The 11,653-nt window shown below is 57.0% G+C and carries 11 protein-coding genes; 4 read left to right on the forward strand and 7 right to left on the reverse strand.

What is annotated here, in order from left to right; all coding sequences use genetic code 11:
* Positions 1 to 44: 44 nt before the first annotated feature.
* The 3 genes from N7V53_RS11605 to N7V53_RS11615 form a co-directional block, all read right to left on the reverse strand.
* The gene (locus tag N7V53_RS11605; RefSeq protein ID WP_279793445.1) at positions 45 to 1,016 is read right to left on the reverse strand and encodes a YiiG family protein; all 972 of its coding nucleotides are present in this window, start codon (positions 1,014 to 1,016) and stop codon (positions 45 to 47) included.
* Between the two features lie 284 nt (positions 1,017 to 1,300).
* A complete protein-coding gene (locus tag N7V53_RS11610) occupies positions 1,301 to 1,993 on the reverse strand; it encodes a DUF2076 domain-containing protein (protein WP_279793446.1) in 693 nt (230 codons plus the stop codon).
* Between the two features lie 147 nt (positions 1,994 to 2,140).
* Positions 2,141 to 3,064 carry a LysR substrate-binding domain-containing protein gene (locus N7V53_RS11615; protein WP_023478834.1) on the reverse strand — a complete coding sequence of 308 codons (924 nt, stop codon included), beginning with the start codon at positions 3,062 to 3,064 and terminating at the stop codon, positions 2,141 to 2,143.
* Between the two features lie 301 nt (positions 3,065 to 3,365).
* Between N7V53_RS11615 and N7V53_RS11620 the strand changes: the two genes are divergently transcribed.
* From N7V53_RS11620 to rimL, 4 genes are all read left to right on the forward strand, one after another.
* Positions 3,366 to 4,709 carry a VOC family protein gene (locus N7V53_RS11620; protein ID WP_279793447.1) on the forward strand — a complete coding sequence of 448 codons (1,344 nt, stop codon included), beginning with the start codon at positions 3,366 to 3,368 and terminating at the stop codon, positions 4,707 to 4,709.
* 42 nt (positions 4,710 to 4,751) lie between these two features.
* Positions 4,752 to 6,260 carry a carboxylesterase/lipase family protein gene (locus tag N7V53_RS11625; protein ID WP_279793448.1) on the forward strand — a complete coding sequence of 503 codons (1,509 nt, stop codon included), beginning with the start codon at positions 4,752 to 4,754 and terminating at the stop codon, positions 6,258 to 6,260.
* A gap of 216 nt (positions 6,261 to 6,476) precedes the next feature.
* Positions 6,477 to 8,132 carry a glucan biosynthesis protein gene (locus N7V53_RS11630; protein WP_023478908.1) on the forward strand — a complete coding sequence of 552 codons (1,656 nt, stop codon included), beginning with the start codon at positions 6,477 to 6,479 and terminating at the stop codon, positions 8,130 to 8,132.
* A gap of 47 nt (positions 8,133 to 8,179) precedes the next feature.
* Positions 8,180 to 8,746 (forward strand): 50S ribosomal protein L7/L12-serine acetyltransferase, encoded by a 567-nt coding sequence (rimL, locus tag N7V53_RS11635; protein WP_279793449.1) that lies wholly within the window; start codon positions 8,180 to 8,182, stop codon positions 8,744 to 8,746.
* A 3-nt stretch (positions 8,747 to 8,749) separates the two neighbouring features.
* Here rimL and N7V53_RS11640 read toward each other — a convergent pair whose 3' ends face one another.
* From N7V53_RS11640 to N7V53_RS11655, 4 genes are read right to left on the reverse strand one after another with little or no spacing between them, the layout of a single operon-like run.
* Entirely contained in the window at positions 8,750 to 9,496 is a 747-nt protein-coding gene (locus N7V53_RS11640; RefSeq protein WP_279793450.1) for an anti-sigma factor, read from the reverse strand.
* Positions 9,493 to 9,987 carry an RNA polymerase sigma factor gene (locus N7V53_RS11645; RefSeq protein WP_279793451.1) on the reverse strand — a complete coding sequence of 165 codons (495 nt, stop codon included), beginning with the start codon at positions 9,985 to 9,987 and terminating at the stop codon, positions 9,493 to 9,495. The genes N7V53_RS11640 and N7V53_RS11645 overlap by 4 nt, the downstream gene beginning before the upstream one ends.
* Positions 9,984 to 10,523, reverse strand: coding sequence for a cytochrome b/b6 domain-containing protein (locus N7V53_RS11650; RefSeq protein WP_023478617.1), 540 nt, complete (start codon positions 10,521 to 10,523; stop codon positions 9,984 to 9,986). Before N7V53_RS11650 ends, N7V53_RS11645 begins: the two co-directional genes overlap by 4 nt.
* Positions 10,523 to 11,566: a catalase family peroxidase gene (locus tag N7V53_RS11655; RefSeq protein ID WP_279793568.1), complete on the reverse strand. Its 1,044-nt coding sequence runs from the start codon at positions 11,564 to 11,566 to the stop codon at positions 10,523 to 10,525. Before N7V53_RS11655 ends, N7V53_RS11650 begins: the two co-directional genes overlap by 1 nt.
* Between the last annotated feature and the right edge of the window lie 87 nt (positions 11,567 to 11,653).

An 11,653-nucleotide genomic window follows, 5' to 3' on the forward strand; every position in this document is an offset into this window, starting at 1 on the left:
GCCTCTTTTATTACATCCTTTTCCAGCCTGACTTCAAACGAACATTAACACTGATTAAGATTCATCGTATTAATCATGTTGTTGAAGTTTTGCATCAAGTCTCTGGTGTCATTATTTATACTGTTATTCGTTGACATCCCAAATGGGTGCGCCCGTTTGGCTTCTTCTTCGTAGCGGCCCTCTTCAGTGTGCTTTATCACATCGCGACCTGTAGATAGATAAGCGTTCGCTTTAAAGATCATATTCGAACAGCCCACTTTATTTCTTTCACGCATTTTGGTGTCATACGAGGTCATCATGGCATTGAACTGATCAAGAGAGGTTTTAAAGGCCTCTTTCTTATCGCCCAGGCCCTCGCCGTTAAGAAAACCACTTGCGGCATCCATGCTCTCTTTAAGGTAATAGATAGAGCCGATCCGGTAGTACGCAAGGGAATCTTTTTCCGCTTTGTCAAATTCCGCTTTGATACGTGCGCGGTCTTTCGCGTCGATAGCATTCAGGTAGTTTGCCTGCGCAACCACAAGTTTTTCCATGCTGCTAAGATAAGCTGGCTGCAATTCGCGGCCTTTTGCCCCGTTGTCGCTACTATAGGATTTTGAATTGATATAGTTTTCTAAATCACGAATAACAGGCGTGGCTTTAGCCACTGCATCGCTGTAATCACGAGCAGGCTGATCCAGTTCAGGCATCGGCGGTTTCATTGCGATAGCTTTATCCAGGAAATCCTGAAGGGTCGTCATCGCGCTACTTGAACCGGATGAGTAGAGCTCTTCCAGCGGTTTTTTACCATCGAGTTGCGGCTGATTATATTTCTTATACTTTGCCAAATCTTCGCCGAAAGAGTATGTAACATAGTTCGCTGCTTCGACATGCGCATTGTATTTCGCGATTCCATCCTGCTCGGCAGTACTTTGTGACTCTTGTGGCTGTTCAGCCTTTTTGTTGTCATCACAGGCCGACAGTGCAAACAAGCACGCCGCAACGGCCAGTGAACGAGCGATCTGTTTTACGAACATCCCATTCTCCATGTCCAAAAAGTATAAAAGTTATTTTATTCTCACCGAAGCGTGAGAGCCGCGTAGCGTAGCATCAATATCCGTTGCACTTAATGCAGCCTACCCAATTTGGTAGGAATGGGAATCAAGCACAGAAACAGACAAAAGTGGAGTTTTCATATGAGATCGCCCGGCAACTTTTAGCCCAACTTCATCACAATGTTATAAGCAATAATGGCTAACTCAGAAGAGGCGAGCTGGCCGGATAGCTGCGGTGCTATCCGGCGCAGGAAGTGATTTAAGCGTTAAATAAAGCTGTCGTCATCGTTACTGAAATCGTCACTGCCGAAATCATCATTTTGATAATCGCTGACGCTGTCTGCCTGGTAAGGATCGCTATTGTCGAGAAAGTGCGTGTCGGAAGCGTTATTAAATGCATCGGAATTAAACGCATCATTTTGCGTGACGTCGCTTGCGGCGGCGGCTGGCTCTTCGATGATATTAACGATCTCTTGCGGCTGGGAGTGGTGAAACATACTGGTCAGCATATCGGCGATCACCACACCGCCCGCCACGCCCGCAGCGGTTTGCAGTGCGCCCGCCATAAATCCGCTCCCGCGCGACGCAGTAGGTGGCTGGGAAGCATACTGCTGCGGTTGTTGTTGCACCGGTGGCGCGCCCCAGTTTTGCGCGGGCTGAACAGGCTGGTTTTTATTACCGCCAAACAGACCGCTGAGGAAGCTGCCGCCGCCGGATGAGTGCTGGCTCTGCTGCTGCGCCAGCTGATTTTCCAGCTCCTGCACACGCGCCTGCATGCGTTTTAATGCCGCTTCCTGGATCAGCATCGATTGCGCCATATAGTAGGGCGCAGCCGGCTGCTGCCTGACCAGTTCGGCAATCTGGCGCTCGGCTTGCGCATCGCGCTGGCCGTTTTGTTGTTCAGCCTGTTTCAGGCGCTGAAAAAGCCCATTGATAAGCTGCTGTTCATCATATTGCATAACAATGATCTTCCTCTTGCTGTCGTGAGTACCTTTGAGTCTATCAGCGCCTTTCGCTGGCGTCCTCGTGCTGAAATGTTTGTTTAAGATTGGTTTCAGGTAAAGGTAAACAAGCCTTTTTCACAGCGAATTTAGAGCAGAGAAGCATCAATCGGGCAGCGTTTTACGGATATAGCTTATTAAGGTGAGCGCCGCCGGCGAGAGCGGGGCGTCAACGCGGGTGATAATGCCAATCGGATCGCCGATGCCCAGCGGTGGAATAGGGAGCGCCACCAGGGAGCCAAGGCGCAAATCGTCTTTCACCGCCCCGGATGGAACAAACCAGACATAGTCATATTCAACGGTCAGCTGCCGCGAAAGGGAGGCTGAGAGAGTTTCAATACAGCCTGTCGGCAGGGTGCAGTTCTGGCTGGCGAGGAGTTCCTCGGCGTTCTGTCGCGGCACCGTGCCCTGCGGCAGCACCACCACCGGCCACTCCAGCACCCGGCTCAGGGTGACGGTGCTCTGCAACAGCGGGTGGCGCGGGCGCACCACCAGTTTAAGCGACTCCAGAAACAGCAGCTCATAGTGCAAGCCGCACATCAGGTCAGGATCGGACATGCGCCCGATACCGACATCCAGCTCGCCGGTCTTCAGCCCGGCCAGCAGCATCGGGTTATTGGCGGTCGCTACCTGGATGGTGATATCCGGCTGCTGCTTGTGCAACTGACCAATCACCGCCGGTAAAATACCCAGCGCCGCTGTCGGCAGCGCGCCGACGCGAATCAACTCACAGTTTTTCTCTTCCTGATCGCTTAGCGACTGCCCGGCAATATTGACCGCGTCCAGCACCCGCACCGCATGGCTTAAAAACTGCTCGCCAACGTGGGTAAGCTGCGCGCCCATGCGTCCACGCTCAAACAGCCGTTTGCCGGTAAGCTGTTCAAGTTCGTTTAAGGTCTTTGAGAGAGCAGGCTGGCTCAGGTTAAGGGTTTCCGCAGCGCGACCCAATGTTCCTTGTTGCGCGACCGCGACGAAAGTATGCAGGTGGCGCAGTCGGATGCGCTGTGAAAAGAGAGCGTTTTTTTCCATAAGATAATGTTAAAACCGAGTGGCGAAGGTGGCTCGCAGATTTGTTTAATTTTGATAACCAGTTTGCAAAATATTATTAACATCCAATCCTTTTGAGTTACAAACACATTCTGCCCGCAATGTGACGAAACCAGCATGTTTCCAGGGTTTTGTCCGCGCTGCGTTCCATAATCTTTTGTTATGTTCGATTGCGAGCAGCGGACGCGCGTTTTTTGCCACGATCACACTTTGTAAATTTCCCCGCACGGGCGCGTGCAGGCTTCTCTACACTCCAGAGATAACAGCGTGGAGAGAGAAGACTATGACGTACAGCATCACGGCAGATGAGATCAGGGAACAATTTTCACAGGCGATGTCGGCCATGTACCAGCAGGAAGTCCCGCAATATGGCACCTTGCTGGAGCTTGTGGCTGATGTGAACATGGCTGTACTGGAACACAATCCACGTCTTCACGAACAGCTGGTGAATGCCGATGAGCTTGCCAGGCTGAACGTTGAGCGCCACGGCGCGATCCGCGTCGGCAGCGCGGAGGAGCTCTCCACCCTGCGGCGCATGTTTGCGATTATGGGGATGTTCCCGGTCAGCTATTACGACCTCTCCCAGGCCGGTGTGCCGGTTCACTCCACTGCCTTTCGCCCAATCGATGATGAAGCGCTATCACGCAATCCGTTTCGCATCTTCACCTCACTGTTACGCCTGGAGTTGATTGAAAACGAGACGCTGCGCGACCGGGCGGCCGCGATCCTGGCGAAGCGTGACATCTTCACGCCCGCCTGTCGGCAACTGATTGAAGTGCATGAACTGAACGGCGGCTTTACTGCTCAGCAGGCAGAGCTGTTTGTCAAAGAGGCGCTGGAGACGTTCCGCTGGCATCGCCATGCCACCGTCGATGAAAAAACCTATCAGGCGCTGCATGACGAGCATCGCTTAATTGCCGATGTGGTCTGTTTCCCCGGCTGCCATATCAACCATTTAACCCCGCGCACGCTGGATATTGATCGGGTACAGGCGCTGATGCCGGAGTATGGCATTGAGCCAAAAATCCTCATCGAAGGGCCGCCGCGCCGCGAAGTGCCAATCCTGCTGCGCCAGACCAGTTTCAAAGCCCTTGATGAGCCGGTGCTGTTCAGCGGCGAGCATCACGGTACCCACACGGCGCGCTTTGGTGAGATTGAGCAGCGCGGCGTCGCGCTGACGCAGAAAGGGCGCGAACTTTACGACCGGCTGCTGAATAGCGCCGGGACGGGCAAAGATAACCTCACGCATCAGCTCCATTTGCAGGAGGTGTTTAAAGCCTTTCCCGACAGCGAGATGCTGCTGCGCAAGCAGGGGCTGGCCTGGTTCCGCTACCGCCTGACGCCGACCGGGGAGGCGCACCGCCAGGCGATTCGCCCCGGTGACGATCCGCAGCCGCTGATTGAGCGCGGCTGGGTCGTGGCGCAGCCCATCATCTATGAAGACTTCCTACCCGTCAGCGCCGCCGGGATTTTTCAGTCCAATCTCGGGAATGCTACCCAGGCGCGCAGCCATGGCAACGCCAGCCAGCAGCAGTTTGAAGCCGCGCTCGGCTGCCCGGTGCTTGATGAGTTTGCCCTTTATCAACAGGCTGAAGAGCGCAGCAAACGCCGTTGCGGTCTGCTGTAAAAACGGTAATCTGCCAGAATTCAATATGTTCTGGATATGATTATGGAAAATGCATCAACCCCGATTGTGAATACCCGACAGGGCAGCGTAATGGGGTGTCGCGAAGAGGGGATTGACGTCTGGCGCGGCATTCCCTTTGCCGCGCCGCCCACGAGCGATCTGCGCTGGCGCGCGCCGCAGCCGGTTGAGTCCTGGCAGGGCGTGCGCGACGCGACGCGTTTTTCCGCCTCAAGCTGGCAAAATAAAGAGTTCTGCCGCCTGCTCGGCGGTGGCGATCCCGGCACCTTCTCGGAAGATTGTCTCTATCTCAACGTCTGGTCGCCTGTTTCTGCGCCACAAAAAAAACCGGTGATGGTCTGGCTGCACGGCGGCGGCTTTGCCATCGGCGCGGGCGGGTTGCCGCCTTACGATGGTAAAGCGCTGGCAGCGCGCGGCGTGGTGCTGGTGACCGTCAATTATCGTCTCGGTCATCTTGGCTTCTTTGCCCATCCGGCGCTGGAGGCAGAAGCCGGAGAGCGCATCTACAACTTTGCCTTGCTCGATCAAATCGCCGCCTTGCAGTGGGTTCAGGAAAATATCGCCGCGTTCGGCGGGGATGCCGACAATGTGACGCTGTTTGGCGAATCGGCCGGGGCGCGCAGCGTGATGTCACTCATGGCTTCGCCGCTGGCAAAAGGGCTATTCCATAAAGCGATCGTACAGAGCAACTACACCTTACCGGATACGCCGCGTAAGGCTGCGCTGGCAAAAGGCGAAGCGATTGCGGCGCACTTTGGCCTGGAAAATGCCAGCACGGAACAGCTGCGAGCGATCCCGGCGGAGGCGTTCTGGCCGCTCGATACCCCGTTTAAAATCGATCCTGTTCCTGTCGCGGGCGATATCGTGCTGCCGGAACCGGCGCTTGATACCTTCTTTGCCGGTCGTCAGCACCCGATGCCGGTGATCGTCGGTTCGAACAGCGATGAAGCGAGTGTGATGGCGGAGTTTGGCGTCGATCTGGCAGGGAAAATCGGCGAGTTGCGCCGCAAGCAGCGTTTCGGCCTCGGGCTTATCCGGCTGCTCTATCCGGGCGTGCGCGGCGACACCGAACTGGGCCGCCAGGTGTGCCGCGATATGGCGTTTACCACCCTTGGCCTGGTGGTGATGCAGGCGCAGCAGCAGGTAAATCAGCCATGCTGGCGTTACTGGTTCGATTACGTCGCCGAAGCGATGCATGACACCTACATCAACGGTGCCTGGCACGGAAATGACGTGCCTTATGTGTTCGACAACCTGCGTCTGTCGGAGCCGTCATGTGATTACGTCAATGAGCGCGATCTCGCCTTTGCCGCGCAGGTTGCCGATTATTGGGTCCATTTTGCCACCCATGCCGGTTCGGCAACGACAGCGTTGCCCGGCCCGGTGACGTGGGAAGCCTGTACCGGCGGGCGCGATCGCCTGCTGCGCATTGGTATTAATAAGCAGGCCGGTTTTCGCCTGGAGAAGCGCTTTATGCGCGCGCGGTTAGGCTTCTTTCGCCGGGTGATGCGCCATCATGTCAATCTCGATTGATCGCAGTGCAACATGTTCATACACAACTTTACGCACTTTTCAGGCTGCTCCTAAAGCCTGGGAAAATTTCGCGATTTGCTCAGATAATCAGCGGCCAACAATTGGATTCTCAATGAATTTTGTCTAGAGTGGTGCCTTCATCAGTCATACGCTTTTGCCGCTGTTTCGCGATATCGCGAAATGCCATTTTACGACCAGAAGGACGTGTTACCAGGCATGAACCGCAGACGATTTATTCAAGCATCCATGGCCCTCGCGGCAACTTACGGCACCACTGGCGTTGCCTCGCTCTTTTCGCGAGCGGCATCTGCAGCGCAGACCGACATCGCCGATGGTCAAAGCCGCCGTTTCGACTTCTCCGTGCTGCAATCCATGGCGCACGATCTGGCCGAACAGCCATGGGGAGGCGCGCCGAAAGCGCTGCCGCCGACGCTGGCTAACCTGACGCCGCAAGCCTATAACAGCATTCAATATGATGCGCAGCACTCGTTATGGAATAACGTTGAAGGCCGCCAGCTGGATGTGCAGTTCTTCCATGTCGGCATGGGTTTTCGCCGCCGCGTGCGCATGTTCTCGCTGGATCAGGCGACTCACCAGGCACGTGAAATTCACTTCCGTCCGGAGCTGTTCAACTACCACGACGCAGGCGTTGACACCAAACAGCTTGAAGGGCAGAGCGATCTCGGCTTCGCCGGTTTCCGCGCCTTTAAAGCCCCGGAGCTGGCGCGCCGCGACGTTGTCTCGTTCCTCGGTGCGAGCTATTTCCGTGCGGTAGATGACACCTTCCAGTACGGCCTCTCCGCGCGCGGCGTGGCGATTGATACCTTTACCGATACGCCGGAAGAGTTCCCGGACTTCACCTCCTTCTGGTTCGAAACGGCGAAGCCGGGCGATACCACTTTTACCGTCTATGCGCTGCTCGACAGCGCCAGCCTGACCGGCGCCTATAAGTTCGTTATCCACTGCGAGAAGAGCCAGGTGATCATGGAGGTGGATAACCGCCTCTATGCCCGTAAGGCGATTAAACAACTGGGCATCGCGCCGATGACCAGTATGTTCAGCTGCGGCAATAACGAGCGCCGCGTCTGCGATACCATCCACCCGCAGATCCACGACTCCGACCGCCTGGCGATGTGGCGCGGCAACGGCGAGTGGATCTGCCGCCCGCTGAATAACCCGCAGAAACTGCAATTCAACGCTTTCCAGGATGAGAACCCGAAAGGCTTTGGCCTGCTGCAGCTCGACCGCGATTTCAGCCACTATCAGGATGTGATGGGCTGGTACAACAAACGCCCGAGCCTGTGGGTAGAGCCGCGTAATAAGTGGGGCAAAGGCGCGGTGAGCCTGATGGAGATCCCGACCACCGGCGAAACGCTGGATAACGTGGTCTGCTTCTGGCAGCCGGAAAAACCGATCAAAGCCGGAGATGAACTGGCCTTTGAGTATCGCCTCTACTGGAGCGCGCAGCCGCCGGTGCGCTCACCGCTGGCAAACGTCTATGCAACGCGAACCGGCATGGGCGGCTTCCCGGAAGGCTGGGCACCGGGCGAGCACTATCCGGAGAAGTGGGCGCGTCGTTTCGCCATCGATTTTGTCGGCGGCGATCTGAAAGCCGCCGCGCCGAAAGGGATTGAGCCGGTGATTACGCTCTCAAACGGGGAAGCAAAACAGGTAGAGATCCTCTACGTCGAGCCGTTTGACGGTTATCGCATCCAGTTCGACTGGTATCCAACCAATGCGTCAACCGACCCGGTTGAGATGCGCATGTTCCTGCGCTGCCAGGGGGAGGCGATCAGTGAAACCTGGCTCTATCAATACTTCCCGCCCGCGCCGGAGAAGCGGAACTACGTAGACGACCGCATCATGCGCTAAGCTTTTTAATCGCCCCCGAATGGGGGCGATGTTTTTAAGGAGGAACGATGTTAGAGGAACCGACTTGCCCGGATGCGGTGATTAAGGTTGACGATCACATCACGCTTGAGATGATTGATGAGTGCTTTGTTCACGATCTGCACCAGTTAATTGTCAAAAACCGCGACAGCTTACAGCGCTATCTCGACTGGCCGCAGTATGTCACATCCATTGAAACCACCCGTAAAACCGCCCAGAGCAACCGGCTGTTACATCAGCGCGGCTACGCGAAGATGTTCCTGATCCTGCGCGATCACCTGCTGGTCGGCGTTCTCTCCCTCAATGCCATCGAGCCGACCAACAAAGCGGCCTACATCGGCTACTGGCTGGATGAAGCGGCGCAGGGGCAGGGGATTTTGTCCCGCGCGATGCAGGCGATGATGCGCTTTTACGCCGAACGCGGCGATATCCGCCGCTTTGTCATCAAATGCCGGGTTGCTAACGAGGCCAGTAACCACGTCGCAGAGCGTAACGGCTTTACCCTCGAAGGGTGCCAGAAAGAGGCCGAATTTCTCAACGGCCGCTTCGACGATCAGAATATCTGGGGCAAAATCGTCACGCTCAATGATGAATAAGCCTTAGCTGTTTGCCTGCGAAACCGCTTTTCGCAGCCCGTTTACCGCCGGGGCGTTCAGCGGCGTGACCAGCGCATAGTTGTAATGGTCATCGCTCCAGTACTGCGTCATCACATCCTCAGCCTTGCGCTCACCGTGGGGTAATTTCCCCGGGCTTAAGGGGCGGATATACCAGCCAACCCGCGTGCCGCGCGGATCCTGATACATAATCAGCGCCGCCGGGCCCTGCGCCGTGGCAACAAGCCGTGCGCCGACCAGCGTAAAGCCATACTGCTCCAGATTTGGCGGCTGATTGCCGTTAATAAAGTAGCGCCCGACCCAGTGGGTAAGCTCCGTTTGCTGCGTCGTCGCCACATCCATCGGGGTGATAGCGGTATTATCAAACAATTTGTAGGCCTGCACCGCGTCCTCCATCGGCGCGTGGGCCAGCACCATCTGAGACTCTTTCAGTTGCCAGCCGGTAAAACCACCGATGCCGAGCGCCATCACCAGCGCGAAGGCCGTTGCCAGCTTCCACTGCCGCAACTGACGCTGCTGGCGGCGCAGCGCGCGGGGTTCCGGCATCTCAAGCGAAACAGTATGGCGATCCATTGCCTGCCGCAGGCGCTGCGCATCCTGCCGCCAGCCTGCAACCTGGCGGGCGGCCTGCGGGTTCTGCGCCAGGTAATGTTCGATGCGTGCTGAGGTCGCCTCATCGGTCTCGCCATCAAGCCAGGCGTGCAGATCGTGTTCATCCGGTGGCAACGTCATTTCAATCTCCTTAACGCTAACGGCGTTGGCTGGCCTTCCAGTTTTTCATGCAGCATTTTGCGCGCCCGTGACAGGCGTGACATCACCGTGCCGGGCGGAATGTCGAGGGTTTGCGCCACCTCTTTATAACTCAGCCCTTCAACGCTCACCAGCAGCAGCACGGCGCGATACTCCGTCGGCAGCGTGGCAAAGAGGGCAAGCGTATCATCGGCAATAGCCAGCGACTCGGTGGTAAGCCCGCCAGGTTCTTCGCCGGTGAAAAAGGTGAGCACTTTCAGGTAGCGTTTGCGCCGCCGTTCACCATCGACAAACTGACGATAGAGAATGGTGAAGAGCCAGGCGCGCAGGCTCTGCCCGCTATCACGCTGCCGCGTCAGGGCTTTAGCCAGACAGCTTTGCACCAGGTCTTCTGCGGTGTGCGGGTTACGCGCCAGCCACAAAGCAAAGCGGTAGAGATGCGGCATCACCTCGCGGATTTCATCATCGTTCATCGTCTGCGGCTTCCCGACATGCTCTCAAACACCCCATCGCGCAGCACCAGCGCATGCAGCAGCGCGGCGGCGAGGTGTGCCATTACGGTGACAAACAGCGCCAGCGCTACCACAGAATGCAACGGACGCAGCAGCGCATACCAGTCATTATTCACCGGAACTATCGGTGGCAGCACAAATCCGCCGCCGAGCGTCACCGGATAACCGGCCGCCGAAAGCATCGCCCAGCCGATCAGCGGTTGCGCCAGCATCATCGCATACAGCGCCCAGTGCGAAAGATGCGCCATCGCGCGTTGCCAGACCGGCAGCGAGGCAGGCAACGGTGGCGTGGCGGTATAGAAGCGTAACCACAAACGCACCAGCGCCAGCACAAGGATCATCAAACCCAGCGGTTTATGGATCGTCAGCAGCAGGCTGTGCAGCGAGGAGACCGTGGAGACCATCACGACGCCGATAAACAGCATCGCAATAATGGCGGCGGCCATCAGCCAGTGAACCGCGCGCAGCAGCGGGTGGAAATAAGCGACCTGTTTCATCAGTGGGCTCCGGCTTGTTCGCGGGTGCGAAGGTTGTAGGATTTGGCATACGCGGATGAACGGGCATTCAGCAGCGGGTCGTTCGAGGCGGCGATACCGTCCGGCAGGATCAGCGGATCGTAATTGATGTCATTGCAGTCACCCTGCGCCTGCTCAACGGCGCGGTTCAGCACCAGCGTACCGGCATTGATGGTTTGCCGCCCGGCAGGCCAGGCCCGCGAGGCATCGCTGCCGTCATCCTGCGCGCTGGCGACGGTGATCACCATCTCCCACTTCAGCGGTGCCTGATCGAGGCGCTGGTGCAGATCGCGCTGTAAAAAGTTTTTATCCTGCTTCTGCTCTGCGCTGATGGGTTGATAAGGCGTCTGCGGCACCATGCTCCAGCGCACCAGTTTCTCGTTGCCTGTTTTATCGATCATGCGAAAGGCATTGAGGCTGTTAAAGCGGTCGCTGGCCCAACTGCCGGAGGGCACGTTCGCTTTTGCCCACGCGAAAAAAGGCGCGGCTTCCGGGTGCTTCTCAAGAAACGCTTTTACCTTTGCCGGGTCCGGTTTGCCGGTGGCCGGATCGGGGCGCGTTGCCAGCTGCATATCATAAAAACCGTCGACGCCACGTACCGGGAAAAAGGGCATCGCGTTCATGCCGGTGCGCCACTGCTCGCCGTCCGGGAGTTCAAAGGCCAGCGCCAGGCTGCGCACCGGCACGGCGTAATCTGGCGCAGCGGGGTTGCCGCCCGCAATGGCAAAACGGCCAATCACCGGCGTAGTTCCCGGCGCAAACAGCGCGGCGCGAGAGATCACGCTTGCCTTGCCGCTGGAGATAAACTCGCCGCTGACGCAGATCCCTTTGGCATGGTTGCGGCGAAAGCCGGGGTGCTCGCCACCGGACTGCTGTAACGCATTAACGAGTTTGTCCGAAGTGAGCCGTTCGGGCGTCAGCCAGCCGCCGCCCCAAAGAAACAGCAGCATAACCAGAAGTGGCACCAGGCCAATCAGCGCAAGGCGCACCGTTAGCTGCGTGGAGGTTAAAGGAGTGTTGTTCATCATTCGCTCATCCTGCTCATAGTGAGCAGATAAGACGAAGGGCGCGGCGCTTTATTCCCGGCGGATGAAAATAAATTTATGGGTGCT

Origin of the sequence: Kosakonia sp. HypNH10, from assembly GCF_029850615.1 — a bacterium.
In the GTDB taxonomy this organism is placed as follows: domain Bacteria; phylum Pseudomonadota; class Gammaproteobacteria; order Enterobacterales; family Enterobacteriaceae; genus Kosakonia; species Kosakonia cowanii.